Origin of the sequence: Methylobacterium sp. P1-11 (genome assembly GCF_008329595.1) — a bacterium.
Taxonomy (GTDB): domain Bacteria; phylum Pseudomonadota; class Alphaproteobacteria; order Rhizobiales; family Beijerinckiaceae; genus Methylobacterium.
Genome location: NZ_NPKS01000033.1, coordinates 18,257 through 34,853, shown reverse-complemented (window position 1 = coordinate 34,853; position 16,597 = coordinate 18,257). Strand labels below are relative to the sequence as shown.

At 71.2% G+C, this 16,597-nt stretch carries 13 protein-coding genes and 1 tRNA gene; 9 read left to right on the top strand and 5 right to left on the bottom strand.

The features are described 5' to 3' along the window. The first annotated feature begins 140 nt into the window (after positions 1–140). On the top strand, positions 141–1,562 hold the full coding sequence (locus CIW48_RS26065) for a trehalose-6-phosphate synthase (RefSeq protein WP_149313384.1): 1,422 nt from the start codon (positions 141–143) through the stop codon (positions 1,560–1,562). A 54-nt stretch (positions 1,563–1,616) separates the two neighbouring features. Then, positions 1,617–3,737 carry a glycogen debranching protein GlgX gene (gene glgX, locus CIW48_RS26060; protein ID WP_149313344.1) on the top strand — a complete coding sequence of 707 codons (2,121 nt, stop codon included), beginning with the start codon at positions 1,617–1,619 and terminating at the stop codon, positions 3,735–3,737. A gap of 22 nt (positions 3,738–3,759) precedes the next feature. On the opposite strand, the gene CIW48_RS26055 is transcribed toward glgX, so the two are convergent. Together CIW48_RS26055 and CIW48_RS26050 are read right to left on the bottom strand one after the other, a co-directional pair. After that, positions 3,760–4,704, bottom strand: coding sequence for a ribose-phosphate pyrophosphokinase (locus CIW48_RS26055; protein WP_012318471.1), 945 nt, complete (start codon positions 4,702–4,704; stop codon positions 3,760–3,762). A 178-nt stretch (positions 4,705–4,882) separates the two neighbouring features. Further along, on the bottom strand, positions 4,883–5,119 hold the full coding sequence (locus tag CIW48_RS26050) for a DUF4170 domain-containing protein (RefSeq protein ID WP_091787095.1): 237 nt from the start codon (positions 5,117–5,119) through the stop codon (positions 4,883–4,885). 168 nt (positions 5,120–5,287) lie between these two features. On the opposite strand from CIW48_RS26050, the gene CIW48_RS26045 reads away from it, so the two are divergent. Further along, on the top strand, positions 5,288–5,692 hold the full coding sequence (locus CIW48_RS26045; protein ID WP_149313343.1) for a hypothetical protein: 405 nt from the start codon (positions 5,288–5,290) through the stop codon (positions 5,690–5,692). 55 nt (positions 5,693–5,747) lie between these two features. Here the strand turns inward: CIW48_RS26045 and CIW48_RS26040 are convergent, their stop codons facing one another. From CIW48_RS26040 to CIW48_RS26030, 3 genes are all read right to left on the bottom strand, one after another. Then, positions 5,748–5,996: a hypothetical protein gene (locus tag CIW48_RS26040; protein ID WP_149313342.1), complete on the bottom strand. Its 249-nt coding sequence runs from the start codon at positions 5,994–5,996 to the stop codon at positions 5,748–5,750. A gap of 208 nt (positions 5,997–6,204) precedes the next feature. Further along, positions 6,205–6,297: transfer RNA gene (locus CIW48_RS26035), tRNA-Sec, on the bottom strand. Positions 6,298–6,412: 115 nt separating this feature from the next. Further along, positions 6,413–7,474: an oxidoreductase gene (locus tag CIW48_RS26030; RefSeq protein ID WP_149313341.1), complete on the bottom strand. Its 1,062-nt coding sequence runs from the start codon at positions 7,472–7,474 to the stop codon at positions 6,413–6,415. 561 nt (positions 7,475–8,035) lie between these two features. On the opposite strand from CIW48_RS26030, the gene CIW48_RS26025 reads away from it, so the two are divergent. The 6 genes from CIW48_RS26025 to CIW48_RS25995 all read left to right on the top strand — a co-directional run bounded on the left by CIW48_RS26025 (position 8,036) and on the right by CIW48_RS25995 (position 16,595). Next, a complete protein-coding gene (locus CIW48_RS26025) occupies positions 8,036–10,354 on the top strand; it encodes a PAS domain-containing sensor histidine kinase (protein ID WP_149313340.1) in 2,319 nt (772 codons plus the stop codon). Then, a complete protein-coding gene (locus CIW48_RS26020) occupies positions 10,351–11,715 on the top strand; it encodes a sigma-54 dependent transcriptional regulator (protein ID WP_149313339.1) in 1,365 nt (454 codons plus the stop codon). The genes CIW48_RS26025 and CIW48_RS26020 overlap by 4 nt, the downstream gene beginning before the upstream one ends. A gap of 196 nt (positions 11,716–11,911) precedes the next feature. Further along, positions 11,912–12,163 (top strand): RNA chaperone Hfq, encoded by a 252-nt coding sequence (gene hfq / locus CIW48_RS26015; protein ID WP_007563033.1) that lies wholly within the window; start codon positions 11,912–11,914, stop codon positions 12,161–12,163. 290 nt (positions 12,164–12,453) lie between these two features. Beyond that, the gene (gene hflX / locus CIW48_RS26010) at positions 12,454–13,866 is read left to right on the top strand and encodes a GTPase HflX (RefSeq protein ID WP_149313338.1); all 1,413 of its coding nucleotides are present in this window, start codon (positions 12,454–12,456) and stop codon (positions 13,864–13,866) included. Beyond that, positions 13,866–15,191, top strand: coding sequence for an adenylate/guanylate cyclase domain-containing protein (locus tag CIW48_RS26005; protein ID WP_149313337.1), 1,326 nt, complete (start codon positions 13,866–13,868; stop codon positions 15,189–15,191). The genes hflX and CIW48_RS26005 overlap by 1 nt, the downstream gene beginning before the upstream one ends. Positions 15,192–15,677: 486 nt before the next feature. Then, on the top strand, positions 15,678–16,595 hold the full coding sequence (locus CIW48_RS25995) for a putative selenate ABC transporter substrate-binding protein (RefSeq protein ID WP_149313336.1): 918 nt from the start codon (positions 15,678–15,680) through the stop codon (positions 16,593–16,595). Positions 16,596–16,597: the final 2 nt, after the last annotated feature.

The following is a 16,597-nucleotide window of genomic DNA, read 5'->3' as shown; positions in this document are numbered from 1 at the left end:
GGCTTCACGCTTGGGTTGCCTCACGACCCAACAAAGGATCGCGCAGGGACTCCGCGCGTTCTGGCATAGTAGTGATGTCCCGATGCAGGCGCGGCGAGATCCTCGACCCGACCCGCGCCCCTGATCCGGAGTCGACCCGCGTGGCACGCCTTGTGATCGTATCGAACCGCGTCGCCGTCCCGGAAGGGGGCGGCAAGGCGGTGGCGGCGGGCGGCCTCGCCGTCGCGGTCAAGGAGGCCTTCACGGCCTATGAGGGATTGTGGTTCGGCTGGAGCGGCACCATCACGGAGGAGCCCTCCGAGGAGCCGACGCTGATCGACCGGGGCCGCGTCCAGTACGCCGTCGTCGATCTCTCGCCGCAGGACCACCTCGAATATTACGCCGGCTTCGCGAATCGCGCCCTGTGGCCGATCATGCATTACCGGCTGGGGCTCGGCGCCTTCTCGCGCTCGGACTATGCCGGCTACAGCCGCGTGAACCGGACCTTCGCCCGGGCGCTGGCCAAGCTGGTCGAGCCTGACGACATCATCTGGGTCCACGATTACCACCTGCTGCCGCTGGCGGCCGAGCTCCGCGGCCTCGGCCTCGACAACCCGATCGGCTACTTCCACCACATCCCGTGGCCGGCCGCCGACGTGTTCAACTCGCTGCCGGCGAGCGGCGAGTTGCTGCGCGCCATCGTCGATTACGACCTGATCGGCCTGCAGACCGAGGCGGACGTCCAGAACCTGCAGCGCAACCTGGTCGATACCCAGCGGGCGATTCCCCTGGGCGGCGGCTCGCTGATGGTCGACGGCCGCCGCACGCGGATCCGCGCCTTCCCGATCGGCATCGACGTGGCCGGCTTCAAGGAGGCTGCCGAGAAGGCCAACGCCAACAAGGTCGTGCGCGAGACCATCGCGGGTCTGCGCACCCGCAAGCTGCTGATCGGCGTGGACCGGCTCGATTATTCCAAGGGCGTGCCCGAGCGGATGGAGGCGGTGGAGAGCTTCTTCGCCTCCAATCCCGACCAGCGCGGCAACGTCACCTACATCCAGATCACGCCGAAATCCCGCAGCGAAGTGCCGGAATACGAGCAGCTCGCCCGCGACGTGAACGAGAAGGTCGGCGAGATCAACGGCTCGCTGGGCGATCCCGCCTGGACGCCGATCCAGTATATCACGAAGGCCTATCCGCGCCCGGTCCTGGCCGGCCTCTACCGGGCCGCCCGGGTCGGGCTCGTGACGCCGATGCGCGACGGCATGAACCTCGTCGCCAAGGAATACGTCGTCGCGCAGAGCGAGGACGATCCGGGGGTTCTGGTCCTGTCGAAATTCGCCGGCGCCGCCCGGCAATTGCCCGAGGCGCTGCTGATCAACCCCTACGACCGGTTCGAGGTGGCCGAGGCGATCCGGGCCGCGCTCTACATGCCGAAGGCGGAGCGGCTGGCGCGGTGGAAGCCGATGGTCGAGCGCATGACCCGCGAGGACGTCGACTGGTGGGCGCGCAACTTCCTGGCCGAGCTCGAGAACTTCCGCACGATCGAGCGCGAGCCCCCCACCGCCGCCGCGGCCGCCGAATAGCCGGCTCCGCCCGCTGCTTCCGCCCGCCTCCATCCGCGTGACCGGACGCCCCGCATGATCGCCGTCGATGACGGGGTGCCGGCGCCCCTCGGCGCCCATTTCGACGGGCGCGGCGTCAACTTCGCGCTGTTCTCCGAACACGCCACCGCGGTCGATATCTGCCTGTTCGAGCCCGGGGAGCGGCACGAGACCCGCACGGTCCGGCTGCCCTGCCGGACCGACGACGTCTGGCACGGCTACCTGCGCGGGGTGCTGCCGGGCCAGCTCTACGGCTACCGGGTGCACGGTCCCTGGGATCCGGCCTCCGGCCACCGGTTCAACGCCTCGAAGCTCGTCCTCGATCCCTACGCGCGGGAGATCCGCGGCCGGATCCGCTGGCACGACGCGCTCTACAGCCATCGCCGCGGCGGACGCGAGGACCGGATCGACCGGCGCGACAGCGCGGTCTACATGCCGAAATGCGTCGTCACCGCCCCGGAGGTGCCCGACCTCGCCCTCAATCCGGTGCGCCGGCCGCTCGCCGAGACGGTGGTGTACGAGGCCCACGTCAAGGCGCTGACCCGCACCCATCCCGACATCCCCGATGCGGAGCGCGGCACCTACGCGGCACTCGCCCACCCGGCGATCATCGCGCATCTCGTCAAGCTCGGCGTCACCGCCCTGGAATTGCTGCCGATCCAGGCCTTCGCGGATGACCGCTTCCTGGTCGAGAAGGGACTCGTCAATTTCTGGGGGTATCAACCCCTCGGCTACTTCGCCCCGGAGCCGCGCTATCTCGGGGAGGGCGGCCTTGGCGGCCTGAAGGCGGCGATCCGGGAGCTGAATGCCGCCGGGATCGAGACCTGGCTGGACGTGGTCTACAACCACACCGCCGAGGGCGACCATACCGGCCCGACCCTGTCGTTCCGCGGCATCGACAACGCCAGCTACTACAAGCTCGATCCGGCCGATGCGCGCCGCAACCTCGACTGCACCGGCTGCGGCAACACCTTCGACGCGAGCCACCCCCGGGTGATGCAACTCGTGCTCGATTCCCTGCGTCACTGGGTCACCGCCTACGGCATCGCGGGCTTCCGCTTCGACCTCGCCTCGAGCCTCGGGCGCGCGCCGCTCGCCTTCACCCCCCAGGCGGCCTTCTTCCAGGCCGTGGCGCAGGACCCGGTTCTGGCCCGGGTCAAGATGGTGGCCGAGCCCTGGGACATCGGGGAGGGCGGCTACCAGCTCGGCGGCTACCCGCGCGGATGGAGCGAGTGGAACGACAAGTTCCGCGACGCCGCGCGGGGCTTCTGGAAGGGCGATTCCGCCACGCTCGCCAAGGTCACGCAGGGGCTGACCGGCTCGCGCGAGGTCTTCGCCCCGTCCCGGCGCTCGCCGCTCGCCAGCGTCAACTTCATCGCCAGCCACGACGGCTACACGCTCGCCGACACGGTGGCGTACGAGCACAAGCACAACGAGGCCAACGGCGAGGACAACCGCGACGGCCACAACCACAACGTAAGCCGCAATTACGGCGTCGAGGGCGACACCGACGATTCCGCCATCCTCGCCCTGCGCGCCCGCCAGAAGCGCAACATGCTGGCGACCGTGATGCTGGCCCAGGGCGTCCCGATGCTGCTCATGGGCGACGAGCGCTCCCGCAGCCAGGGCGGCAACAACAACGCCTACGCCCAGGACAACCCGACGAGCTGGATGGACTGGAGCGTCGATCCGGACCCCGCCCTCACGGAGTTCGTCGCCAACCTGCTGGCCCTGCGACGGACCCAGCCGGCCCTCCGGCGGCGGCGCTTCTTCACCGGCGCGCTGATCGATCCCGACGAGCCCCTGCGCGATGTGCACTGGCTCTCCCCCGAGGGCATCGAGATGGAGGTCCGCCACTGGTCCGACGACGGACTTCAGGTGTTCGGCATGCAGATCGGCAACGACGGCGATCCGGGCGACCGGCTCCTGATGCTGTTCAATGCCGGGGCGGAGGCCGTCCCGTTCCGCCTCGCCCCGGTGGTCGGCGGCCCGTGGAGACCGGTCTTCGACACCGGCGAGCCGGCCGGCGCCCGCGCGACCGACGCGCCGGCCGTCGCGGCCGGCGGGACCGTGCCGCTGCCGGGCCGCACGGTCCTGGTGCTCACCGCGCCGGGGACGGTGACCGGAAACAGGAGCGGCTGGATGCCGGGGGAATAGGGGCGGTGGCCCCGACGGCCCGTCAGTCGAACAGGCTGGAGACGCTGGATTCCGTCGCCGTGCGCCCGATCGCCTCGCCGAGCAGCGGCGCGATGGTCGCCACCCGGATGTTGCGGGCGAGCTTGACCGCCTGGGTCGGCTGGATCGAGTCGGTGATCACCAGCTCCTTCATCCGCGAGGCGGCGATCCGCGAGACCGCGCCCCCCGACAGCACGCCGTGGGTGATGTAGGCCGAGACGTCCTTGGCGCCGGCATTGAGCAGGGCCTCGGCGGCATTGACCAGGGTGCCACCCGAATCGACGATGTCGTCGACCAGGATGCAGGAGCGGCCCTCGACCTCGCCGATGATGTTCATCACCTCGGACTCGCCCGGGCGCTCGCGGCGCTTGTCGACGATGGCCAGCGGGCAGTCGATCCGCTTGGCGATGGCGCGGGCGCGGACCACGCCGCCCACATCCGGCGAGACCACCATCCGGTCGGCGCTCGGCAGCCGCTCCTTGATGTCGCGCACCATCACGGGGGCGGCGAACAGGTTGTCGGTGGGGATGTCGAAGAAGCCCTGGATCTGCCCGGCATGGAGATCGAGGGTCAGGACGCGGTCGGCGCCGGCTTCCGTGATCAGGTTCGCCACCAGCTTGGCCGAGATCGGCGTGCGGCCGGAGGTGCGCCGGTCCTGCCGGGCGTAGCCGAAATACGGGATCACCGCCGTGATGCGCCGGGCCGAGGACCGGCGCGCCGCGTCGATCATGATCAGCAGTTCCATCAGGTGGTCGTTGGCCGGGAACGAGGTCGACTGGACGATGAACACGTCCTCGCCGCGCACGTTCTCCTGGAGCTCGACGAAGATCTCCATGTCGGCGAAGCGCCGGACCATGCACTTGGCCAGCGGCAATTCGAGATAGGCCGCGATCGCCTCGGCCAGGGGCCGGCTGGCATTCCCGGCGATGATCTTGATCGAGGATTTCATGGGCGGCCGCTCACTCGCGGCCGGACCTTCCGCCGCTCTTGTCTAGACCGGTCTCCCGAGGGGCCGGAACGATCCGATGACGGGCGAGGCTCTTAGCAGCGGGCAGGAAGTGTCACAATGCCTTCACGGCCGTCCCGCAAGCGCCGCGGATCGGCGCCGTGCATGCGGAGGGCTGCGCTCAGGGAGCCGGCGGCTCCAGCAGCCGATGCAGATGCACCACGAAGTAGCGCGTCTGCGCGCTGTCCACGGTGGCCTGGGCCTTGGCCCGCCACGCGGCCTGGGCCGAGGCGTAATCCGGGAAGATGCCGACGATGTCGAGATTCTTGATATCCCGGAACCGGACCCCGTCGAGATCCTGCAATTCGCCGCCGAAGACCAGATGCAGCTTCTGGTCGCTGTCGATTTCCGTCGTCATGGCCGGTCCTCCCGTTCCCGAGCGGCGCTCGCAAATGGCGGGCCTGCGGTCAAGCCTGAACATCCGCAGCCGAGCCCTGAGCCCGCCGCAGGTCTGCGCGATGGCGGGTCCCGGCCGCGGCGCCGCGGCGGATGCGCAACCCCGGATGCGTCATGCTACGAGCGGCCCATGACACGCCGATTGCTCGCACTGCTCGTCCCCGTCGCGCTGGCCGTCAGCCTCAGCGCGGTGCAGGTCCTGGCGCAGCAGGCGCCCCGCGCGCCGGGCCGGTCCGGATCCGACAGGAACGCCCCCGACCGGCGGGGCGGCCCGCCGGTGATCGGCTGCCCGTCGCTCGCCAATTACCGGATGCTGATGCGCGACGGCGCTGCGTCCGCCGCGGCGCATCTGGCCGATCCCAAGGCAGACCATCTCGGCTGCGCGGCGCTGGCGCGCGCGGAACTCACCGGCATCGTCGACAAGGTGACGCTGGGCGGCCAGAGCTACGATTGTGCCGCCGTGCGCGGCACCACGGCCTGCCACTGGATCGAGCCCGGGACGATCTCGGAGAGCCCCGCGCGGGCCAAGCGCTGACGGATCTGACGGACAGGCCCGCGACGTGCCCCTTCGCTCGTGCCTTGGCCCGACGTCAGCGCAGGTGGCCGCTGGCGCGCAGGTCCCGCTCGACGGCCTCGTGGACGGCCTGAAGCGGATTGTCGTTGATGGCGGCGGGCGGATGCAGCGGCGTCATCGCGGCGGGCCGCGTGTCGAAGCCCGGCAGGATCGCGGATTGCGGCTCCGGGCGGCGCGCCGGCAAACGGGCCGGCACGCGCGCCGCCAGGATCCGCAGCGCCTCGCGGGCGCCGGGCGGGAGGAACGTGACCAGTCTGTCCAGCATGGCGGCCTCAGCGCGCACGGCCGGCCGAGGCCGGCGGGGACGGGACGGTGGCGGCGTAACGGTTCTTCACGGGGCACCAGCGCGGGATCGATCGCGGAAAACGAACCGGCACCCCCACGGTTCCGATAAGCTAGTATTGCGAACTTTATCGCGCCTGTCGCCCGGATATCGGCGAACACTGATTTATCGGTTGAGAAAATCGGAAGACTGGCGGAAGCGGATGGGAATCGAACCCACCGTACGCTGTTGGCGTACCACTGGTTTTGAAGACCAGGAGGGCCACCAGACCCCGTTCGCCTCCACGGCCGGGGTTACGAGCGGCCACCGGACGGGTCAAGGTCCACGGCGTCCGCAGGCGGCCGTGGCGGCATGCCAGCGCGCAAAGGTCGCGGGCCGGAGCGGACGGGGGCGGGGCGTCAGGGCCCCCGCTCTTCCGGAGCCAGGGTCAGGCCGACCGCAATTCCGGTGCGCGCCGCGGTGAGCGCCGCCTCGATGCAGGCCGTCACGCGCACGGCCTCCAGCGCCCCGGTCTGGTCGACCGGAGCCCGGGCGATCGCCTCGGCAATCGCGCGGTAGAACCCGCGCTGGTCCCCGGCCAGCGCCGGCGCGCGCGCCACCCGCCCGGTCGCGTCGTGGATCTCCGGCCCGTCCGGATCCTCGCCCCATCCGGCGGCGCCGGGCTTCAGGCCGGCCAGCAATTGCTGCTCCTGGATGTCGGAACGGTGCTTGACCAGGCTGCCGGCCTCGCCGTGCACCAGGAAGCGGGGCGATCCGCCGGCGACCAGCATGCTGGCATGCAGCACAACGCGCAGGCCCGGATAGTCCAGCACCGCGTGGGCCCAATCGTCGGTCTGCGCGCCGGGGCGGAGCCGCGCGAGATGCGCGCTCACCCGCTCGGGCAGACCGAAGAGCTGGAGCGCCTGGTCCACGAGATGCGGACCGAGATCGTACCAGATCCCGCTGCCGGGGCCCGGCCCCTCCCGCCACCGGGCGCGGACCTCCGGACGGAACCGGTCGAAGTGGGATTCGAAGTGCCGGACCCGGCCGACGCGGCCCTCCGCGATCGCCTGACGGATGGTGAGATAGTCGCTGTCCCAGCGCCGATTGTGGAAGACGCGCAGCAGCCGGCCTCCGCGCCGCGCCGCATCGGCCAGACTGCGCGCCTCGGCAAGGTCCAGGGTGAAGGGCTTGTCGACGACGACATGCTTCCCCGCCGCCAGGGCGGCCTGCGCCAGGGGCGCGTGGGTGTCGTTCGGGGTGGCGATCACGACGAGGTCGACGGCCTCCGACGTCGCCACCGCGACCGGATCGGCGGCCACCGCCACGTCGGGCAGGTCGGCCAGGACCCGGGCGGGCGCGCCCGAGCCGACCAGCCGGAGGTCGAGGTCCGCCACCGAGCCGATGAGGGGGGCATGGAAGGTCCGGCCGGAATAACCGTAGCCGATCAGGCCGACCCGGATCCGTCGATCTGCTCGCATCGCCGCGCCTCCCGGCTTTCCCGGGCGAGGCCGAGACCCGCCGCCACGCAGGCCCCGGGATCCCGGGGCCGCCGGCCTCACCGCGCCATCCTACACCCCGCAGGCGGCCCGTGGCTGGACCGCCCGCGCGGATCTCCCCCGGAGGGCGTGAGCCGCGCTCCGGGGCCCGGATTCGCGGTCGGGACGCTGTTCGAGGCAGCCGCCTGCGGCGGATCGCGCCGCCGAACCGCCGCCTCGACGCCCGGATTCGTATTAATTCCGCCACACTGTTGTGGCTCTGCACCAGTCATGCCGTTCCTGAGACGCTCACGGACAGAGGAAGGCTCCACGCCGGCGCCCGAGAGGGCAGGCGACGGGGCTGGCCGAGACCTTGGCCAAGACCTGGCCCAAGCCGCTGGCCAAGACCTGGCCCAAGCCGCTGGCCAAGATCTGGCCCAAGCCGCTGGCGAAGACCTGGCCCAAGCCGCTGGCCAAGATCTGGCCCAAGCCGCTGGCGAAGACCTGGCCCAAGCCGCTGGCCAAGATGCTGACCGGCCGGCCGCGGACCAGCAGGGTTCGGGCATGCACGCGGGTTCGGACGCATCCCCGCCGCCCGGCACGCCCCTGGCAGAATCCCTGCGGCCGGGCCCGCGCGGTCCGGGCTGGATCGGTGCGGCCATGGTGGTCACCGCCCTGGTCTCGGCGCTGGCGACCTTCCTGATCCTGGCCGGGGTGATCCGGGTGACGCCGACGCCGGCCTACGGCGTGACGCTGCTCGCCATCAACGCCGCCCTGGTGCTCGGGCTGGCCGTCATCATCGCCTGGGAGGCGCGGGTCTTCCTGCACGCCCGCAAGGCCAACGCGGCGGTGGCGCGCCTGCACACCCGCATCGTCGGCCTGTTCTCGCTGATCGCGATCCTGCCGACGATCCTGCTCGCCGTGGTGGCGTCCGTGACGATCGACCGGGGCCTGTCGCTCGGCTTCACCGACCGGGTCCGCGACGTGGTGCTGAAATCCGTGGAGGTGGCCGACGCCTACCAGGAGAACCAGTGCCAGAGCCTCGCCCGCGAGATCCGCATCCTCGCCGACGACCTCACCCGGGCCCGGCCCAATTTCGACGTGAACCGGGACTGGTTCCAGACCTTCCTGACCACCCGGGCGACCAATCTCGGCCTGCCGGTGGCGCAGATCATGCGCGGCCCTACCGAGGTGGTGGCCCGGGCCAAGATCGACGTCCTGAAGACGAACCGGCTGCCCTCGGCGGCGGCCTTCGAGGACGCGGCCAATTCCGCCGACCCGATCTGTCTCCTGCCGACCGAGGGCCGCGTCTTCGCCGCGCTGCTGCGCATGCCGGCCTACGACGACGCCGTGCTGATGGTGCAGCGGGAGGTGAGCCAGCTCGCCATCGAGTTCCCGGGCGTGTCCCGGGCGGCGGCGGCCGAGTACCTCACCTACGATTCGCTGCGGCGCTCGATTCAGATCACCTTCGCGTCGGTGTTCCTGCTGATCGCGCTGATCGCGCTGCTCTCGGCCGTGTGGTTCGGGATGAACTTCGCCAACCGGTTCGTGGCGCCGATCCGCCGGCTGATCAACGCCGCCGACCAGGTGGCGTCGGGGAATTTCTACGCCCAGGTGCCGACCAAGAAGACCAGCGGCGACCTCGCCCATCTCGGCGAGAGCTTCAACAAGATGACCCAGGAGCTGCGTCGCCAGCATGCCGGCCTGATCGCCGCGAGCGACCTGATCGACACCCGCCGCCGGTTCACGGAAGCCGTGCTCTCGGGGGTCTCGCCCGGGGTGATCGGCCTCGACGCGGCGGGCTTCGTCACCATCGCCAACCCGGCCGCGGAACGCATGCTCGACCTGGAGAGCGACGCCCTGGTCGGCCAGTCCCTCGCCCAGGCGGTGCCGGAACTCGCGCCCGTGCTGGCCGAGAGCGAGGCGCGCCCGCGCAGCCTGCAGCAGCAGCAGATCCAGCTCACCCGGTCGCGCGGCGAGCGGACCATCACGGTTCGGGTCACGAGCGAGCAGGCGCAAGGCGCGTCCCGCGGCTCGGTGGTGACGCTCGACGACATCACCGACCTCGTCCAGGCGCAGCGCAGCTCCGCCTGGGGCGACGTGGCGCGCCGCATCGCCCACGAGATCAAGAACCCGCTCACCCCCATCCAGCTCTCGGCCGAGCGGATCCGGCGCAAGTACGGGAAGGTCATCACCACCGACAAGGAGGTGTTCGACCAGTGCACCGCCACGATCGTGCGTCAGGTGGACGAGATCAAGCGCATGGTCGACGAGTTCTCGGCCTTCGCGCGGATGCCCAAGCCCGCCATCGCACCGAACGACCTCACCGAGATCGCCAAGCAGAACCTGTTCATGATGCGCGTGGCGCACCCGGACATCGACTTCGCGTTCTCGGCCCAGGGCGGAGCGGGCAATGCGGAAAAGATCGTGGCGGCCTTCGACATCCGGCTGCTCAGCCAGGTGATCACCAACATCCTCAAGAACGCCGTCGAGGCCGTGGCCGAGGTGCCCGAGGCCGAACTCGGCAAGGGCAAGATCGCCTTGAGCCTCGCCGTCGAGGACGGGTTCGCGGTGATCGCCGTCACCGACAATGGCAAGGGATTCCCCGCCGAGGGGCGCCAGCGCCTGCTCGAGCCCTACATGACCACCCGCGAGGGTGGGACCGGGTTGGGGCTTGCCATCGTCAGCAAGGTGCTGGAGGAGCACGGCGGCGGGATCGAGCTGAACGACAATCCCGCCGGCCGCGGCGGCCAGGTGCGGATGCGGGTCCCGCGGGAGCACGGGCCCGAGCCGGCGGCGGTCGCCCCCGAGACCCGTCCCGTCACGACAGAGGAGAAGGGCGCCGCACCGACGGCCCCCCGGATCGCGGAGATGCACGCATGAGCGCCGATATCCTGATCGTCGACGACGAGGCCGACATCCGCGACCTCGTCGCCGGGATCCTGGACGACGAGGGCCACCGCTGCCGCACGGCCGGCGGCTCGGACGAGGCGCTCGCCGCCATCGAGGCGCGCCGGCCGCACCTCGTCTTCCTCGACATCTGGCTGCAGGGCTCCCGGCTCGACGGCCTGCAGGTGCTCGACCTGATCAAGGCGGCGAACCCCGACCTGCCGGTGGTGATGATCTCGGGCCACGGCAACATCGAGACCGCGGTCTCGGCCATCAAGGCGGGCGCCTACGACTTCATCGAGAAGCCGTTCAAGGCCGACCGGCTGATCCTGGTGGCCGAGCGGGCGCTGGAGGCCTCCCGGCTCCGGCGCGAGGTCCGCGACCTGACGGCGCGCTCCGGCGCCACCAACCGGATCGTCGGCGGCTCTCTCGCCATCAACCAGCTGCGCCAGACCCTCGACCGGGTGGCGCCGACCAACGCACGGGTGATGATCACCGGGGCGCTCGGCTCCGGCAAGGAGCTCGCGGCGCGCAGCCTGCACAAGGCCTCGGCCCGCTCGAACGGCCCGTTCGTGCTGCTCAACGCGGCCGCGATCCTGCCCGAGACCATGGAGGCGGAGCTGTTCGGCGTCGAGGGCGAGACCGGCCGGCGGGTCGGCGCCCTGGAGGAGGCCCATGGCGGCACCCTCTACCTCGACGAGGTCGCCGACATGCCGCGCGAGACCCAGAACCGGATCCTGCGCGTCCTCGTCGACCAGAATTTTCAACGGGTCGGCGGCACCACCCGGGTGCATGTCGATGTGCGCATCATCTCGTCCTCATCCCGGGACCTCCAGGAGGAGATATCCGCCGGCCGCTTCCGCGAGGACCTGTTCCACCGCCTGTCGGTGGTGCCGATCCGGGTGCCGGCCCTGTCGGAGCGCCGCGAGGACGTGCCCGAGCTGATCCAGTTCTTCATGGACAACATCTCGTCCCAGACCGGCCTGCCCAAGCGCCGGATCGCCGAGGACGCGATGGCGGTGCTGCAGTCGCACAACTGGCCGGGGAACGTGCGCCAGCTCAAGAACAACGTCGAGCGGCTGATGATCCTGACCCAGGCCGACCCGGAGCAGGAGGTCACCTCGGAGATGCTACCCTCCGAGATCGGCGCCCTGGTGCCGACCACCCCGGGCGGCGCGGGCGGCGAGAAGCTGATGAGCCTCGCGCTCCGGGAGGCCCGCGAGATCTTCGAGCGCGAGTACCTCGTGGCGCAGATCGCGCGGTTCTCGGGCAACATCTCCCGCACCGCCGAGTTCATCGGCATGGAGCGCTCGGCCCTGCACCGCAAGTTGAAGTCCCTCGGCATCGGCCCGTGAGGGCGCGGCGCCGGGGCGCGCGTTGAGGGCGGGGCCGATCCGTCACGGATCGGCTGGAACGGGGGTTGCTTGCGCCCACGCTTTCACGTCGTCATGGTGTTTGTATACACGGCCCTGGACCGGATGATCGGACGATCCGGCCCGCGGCATACCCATCCCGGGCCGAGCGAGCCGGGACAACAAGAAGGCTAAGAAGATGGCGGGCGAACGCGCACAGAACCTTCAGGACACGTTTCTCAACCATGTCCGCAAGAACAAGATTCCGCTGACCATCTTCCTCGTCAACGGCGTCAAGCTCCAGGGCGTGGTGACGTGGTTCGACAATTTCTGCGTGCTGCTGCGCCGGGACGGGCACTCGCAGCTGGTCTACAAGCACGCGATCTCCACGATCATGCCGGGCCATCCCGTGCAGCTGTTCGAGCCGGACGAGACCGCCGAGAAGGCGTGAGGGTCGGCCGCCGCGGCGCGGAACGGATCCGACGATCGGGATCGGGCTTGGGAGCGCGGGCTCCTCTCCCGAGCGGGTGCGGGGGTCTGTCGCGCCTTGCGGAAGCCGTTGCGTGACCAGCGCAGCCGCGGCGGGGGCGTGACGTGCGCCGTCCCGCCGACGGATATCCGCGGCCGTCCCGTCCCGGCATCTTGTCCCGGCATCTTGGCCCGGCCCGCCCGCATCCCCATTCTGACGATTCCGACCTCTCGAACGAAACCGCCGGCCTGCCGGCGGCGTCCAAAGGCTGCATGACCGAAACGCTGACGTCCGGCGAAGCGCGCCTCCAGGCGCAGGCCGCCCCCGAGGGCGAGATCGCCGCGGCGACCCATACCCTGGTGATCGGTCCCTACCTCGCGCGCGGCGCGTCGGGGGCCGGGCACGGGCCGGCCGCGCCCACCCGCTCCGTCGAGGCGCGCCTCGACGAGGCGACCGGGCTCGCCGCCGCGATCGAACTCGACGTGCTGGAGAGCCTCGCCATCAGCCTGCCGCGGATCCGGCCCTCGACCTTTCTCGGCAAGGGCCGGGTCGAGGAGATCGCCGGCCTGATCCGCGCCCGGGAGATCGGCCTCGTGGTGATGGATTGCGCCCTCTCGCCCGTGCAGCAGCGCAACCTCGAGAAGGCCTGGGGCGCCAAGGTCATCGACCGCACCGGCCTGATCCTGGAGATCTTCGGGCGGCGCGCGTCGACCCGCGAGGGCACCCTCCAGGTCGAGCACGCCCACCTCGCCTACCAGAAGTCCCGGCTCGTGCGCTCGTGGACCCACCTGGAGCGCCAGCGCGGCGGCTTCGGCTTCCTGGGCGGCCCCGGTGAGACCCAGATCGAGGCCGACCGGCGCATGATCCAGGAGCGCATGACCCGGATCGAGCGCGACCTCGACGCGGTGGTGCGCACCCGGGGCCTGCACCGGCAGAGCCGGGCGCGGGTGCCGTACCCGATCGTCGCGCTCGTCGGCTACACGAATGCCGGCAAGTCGAGCCTGTTCAACGCCCTGACCCAGGCCGAGGTCACCGCCAAGGACATGCTGTTCGCCACCCTCGACCCCACCGCCCGGGCGACCAAGCTGCCCCACGGCGAGACCGTGATCCTGTCCGACACGGTGGGCTTCATCTCCGACCTGCCGACGCCGCTGATCGCGGCCTTCCGGGCGACCCTCGAGGACGCCATCGAGGCCGACGTGCTGCTGCACGTGCGCGACGTCTCCCACGTCGATTCGGAGGCCCAGGCCGAGGATGTCGGCGAGGTCCTGCGCGAACTCGGCATCGAGACCAGTGCAGACCGGATCATCGAGGTCTGGAACAAGGCCGACCTCCTCGACGACGACGAGCGCACGCGGCTCCTGAACCTCAGCGGCCAGGCCAAGGCGCGCAACGACCGCGACAGCGCCGCGCCGGTCCTGGTCTCGGCGCTGACCGGGGAGGGGCTCGCGGCCCTGTCGGCCCGGATCGAGGCCCGGATCGGCCGCAACCGCGCGAGCTTCGCGGTGGCGCTGCCGCCGGAGGACGGGGCGGCGCTGAACTGGCTCTACGAGAACGCCGAGATCCTCGACCGCCGGTCCGAGGCCGACGGCACCCTGCACCTCGCGGTCCGGATCGCCCCCGAGAAGGAACCGCGCTTCCTCAACCGCTTCGCGGCGGCCCGGCGCCTCGGCCGGGGCGGCTGATGGCCTCGGGCGGTTTCGGCAATCCGCCGCTTCCCGGCCTGCAGGCCGCGCGGGCGCCCGCCGAGGGCAGGGTGGATCCGGGATCGGACGACGAAGCGGTTCTGAGGGCCATGCAGGCCGGCGGCGGCCTGCGCCTGCTCGGACTGCGGGTGGTGATCGTCCTGGTGCTGCTGATGGCAGCCCAGGCCTATGACGGCTCGCTGCACGCCCTGAGCCACTGGCTCATCCTCGGCCTCTACGGCCTCGGCACGGTCTGGTTCGGGCTCCGGGAGCGCGGCGGCGGCCCCGCCGCCAACCTCTACAGCTGGGCCGGCACCGGGCTCAATGCCGGCCTCGCCGTCTACGTGATCATCGAGCACATGCTGGCCGGGGGCGGGGCAGGCCTCGGCGCCGATGCGGTGAGCCGCCTGCCCGCCTTCCTGCTCCTGCTCCAGACCGGCCTGAGCATGCGGGTGGCGCAGACGCTGCTGTTCTGCGGCGTGGTCACCCTCTGCTGGAGCGCGGCCTTCCTGGTCGGCCTGCTGCATCCGGACCTGTTCCCGAACGCCGACACCTTCCCGACCGCGCAGCTCACGGGGCTTGCCACCTTCATGGCGGCGGGCCTCCTGGTGGTCGACGGCATGATCCGCCTGCGCGCGGCGGTGGCGCGGGCCCTGCGCATGGAGCACGAGCGGACCCAGCTCGCCCGCTTCGTGCCCGACACGGTGGCCCTCGACCTCGCCGCCGAGGACGGCGATTCCGGCCTCGGCGTCCACCGGCGCCATGCCTGCCTGATGATCCTCGACATCCGCGGCTTCTCCCGCCTGAGCCGCGAGCACCCGCCGGAGACCATGGTGACGGCCCTGCTGGCCGTCCGGGCGGCCGCCCAGGCGGCGGTGGCGGAGCAGGGCGGCCTCGTCGACAAGTATATCGGCGATGCCGTGCTGGTGCAGTTCGTCGTCGGCCACCCCGATGTCCAGGCGCGCGCGGCCTTGGCCTGCGCCCTGTCGATCCGCGACCGGCTCGTGACCCTCAACGCGGCCCGCGCCCGGGAGGGGCTCTTCCCCCTGCGGCTCGTGATCGCCCTGCATGCGGGCGATCTCCTGGTCGGCGTCTTCGACGACGGGGTCCGGGCCGAGTACACGGTGCTGGGTCCGGCGATGAACGCCCTGGCGCGGATCGAGACCCAGGCCAAGGCGGCCGAGATCGAGGTCGCCGCCTCGGGGGATTTCCTGGATCTGCTCGGCGGGAGTCTTCCGGCCGGAATCCGCGCCGTGCCGGTACCGGAGGCCGCCCTGCCGGAGCCCCTCAGCCTGTTCTCCATCGCGGTGGCGCCGGGCGCGTGAGGCCCGCCGCAGGATGCCGCAGCGTGGTCGCCGGCCGGTTCGGAACCGGGCCGGGGCGATCCGTTCGGTCGGCGCGGCGCAGGGCCGCGGACGGACATCTCCCCATGAACAGGATCATGCTCGGCGTGACGCTCGGCCTCGTCTTCGCGACCGCCGGCCCGGCCTGGCCGCCCCGGACGACGGCCTCGACCGGAACGCGGCCGGGCAGGGCAACGACCGCTCCGGCGGCATGCACCGCAACGCCCGGACGGAGTCGTGCGCGACGATGCGCCGGGCCCACCGCAGGCCCCGTCATCATCGCCCTCACCGCTGAACCGTCCGGACCCGACGGTTTCCGGCCGCACGGAGCGGAGCGGATATCCGGCAACTTCCGGTTCGGCCGGTTTTCGGCGATCAGGGGTGCCTGACGGAGCGGGCGCAGCGTGTTCTGCGACGTCCGCCGGATCGAGAGCCCACGGTGCGTGGGCGCGGTGCCACGAGGACGCGATGCTGGGATCGGGATTGTGGGGGCGGCTCGCCCTGGGTGCATGCGCGGCCCTGGCCGCCGCCGGGCCGGCGCGGGCGCAGGAGAGGGGGCAGGAGAGAGTGCAGGAGGGGCGGGCGGTCCCGCCCCTCGTCTTCACCGGCATCCCCGACCAGGACGAGAGCCGCCTGGTCGAGCGCTTCGGCAAGGTCGCCGCCTATCTGGAGTCCAGGCTGGGCGTGCCGGTGCGCTACATCCCGGTGAAGAGCTACCCGGCGGCGGTCACCGCCTTCACCAACGGGCAGGTGCAGCTCGCGTGGTTCGGCGGCTTCACCGGCGTCCAGGCGCGCAAGGCCGTCCCGGGCTCCCAGGCGATCGCGCAGGGCGCCGAGGACGCGGCGTTCAAGACCTATGTCATCGCCAACGCCGCCACCGGGCTGAAGCGCGGGACGGACTTCCCCAAGGACATCCGGGGCAAGACCTTCACGTTCGGCGCCCGCGCCTCGACCTCCGGGCGGCTGATGCCGGAATACTTCATCCGGCAGGCCTTCCCGGGAAAGGCTCCCGAGCAGGTCTTCGCCCGGGTCGGCTTCTCGGGCGATCACACCCGCACGATCCAGCTGGTCCAGTCCGGCGCCTTCGCGGTCGGCGCCGTCGATTACTCGGTCTGGGATCTCGACACCAAGGCCGGCAAGGTCGACCCGGAGGCCGTCTCGGTGATCTGGGAGAGCCCGACCTTCCCCGATTACCAATGGACCGTGCGGGGCGACGTGGAGCAGACCTACGGCGCCGGCTTCATGGAGAGGCTGCGCTCGGCCCTGACCGGCATCACCGACCCGGCGATCCTGGAGCCGTTCGGGCGCTCGCAGTTCATCCCCGTGACCAACGCCGCCTACGAGCCCCTCGTCGCAGTCGGGCGCTCCACCGGCCTGCTGGATTGAGG

Coding starts and splice junctions, on each gene's coding strand:
- CIW48_RS26040 (WP_149313342.1), bottom strand. CDS start 5,996: ATGCTGGACAGACTGGTCACGTTCCTCCCGCCCGGCGCCCGCGAGGCG.
- CIW48_RS26050 (WP_091787095.1), bottom strand. CDS start 5,119: ATGACGACGGAAATCGACAGCGACCAGAAGCTGCATCTGGTCTTCGGC.
- CIW48_RS26055 (WP_012318471.1), bottom strand. CDS start 4,704: ATGAAATCCTCGATCAAGATCATCGCCGGGAATGCCAGCCGGCCCCTG.
- CIW48_RS26020 (WP_149313339.1), top strand. CDS start 10,351: ATGAGCGCCGATATCCTGATCGTCGACGACGAGGCCGACATCCGCGAC.
- CIW48_RS26005 (WP_149313337.1), top strand. CDS start 13,866: ATGGCCTCGGGCGGTTTCGGCAATCCGCCGCTTCCCGGCCTGCAGGCC.
- hflX (WP_149313338.1), top strand. CDS start 12,454: ATGACCGAAACGCTGACGTCCGGCGAAGCGCGCCTCCAGGCGCAGGCC.
- hfq (WP_007563033.1), top strand. CDS start 11,912: ATGGCGGGCGAACGCGCACAGAACCTTCAGGACACGTTTCTCAACCAT.
- CIW48_RS26045 (WP_149313343.1), top strand. CDS start 5,288: ATGACACGCCGATTGCTCGCACTGCTCGTCCCCGTCGCGCTGGCCGTC.
- glgX (WP_149313344.1), top strand. CDS start 1,617: ATGATCGCCGTCGATGACGGGGTGCCGGCGCCCCTCGGCGCCCATTTC.
- CIW48_RS26030 (WP_149313341.1), bottom strand. CDS start 7,474: ATGCGAGCAGATCGACGGATCCGGGTCGGCCTGATCGGCTACGGTTAT.
- CIW48_RS26025 (WP_149313340.1), top strand. CDS start 8,036: ATGCACGCGGGTTCGGACGCATCCCCGCCGCCCGGCACGCCCCTGGCA.
- CIW48_RS25995 (WP_149313336.1), top strand. CDS start 15,678: ATGCTGGGATCGGGATTGTGGGGGCGGCTCGCCCTGGGTGCATGCGCG.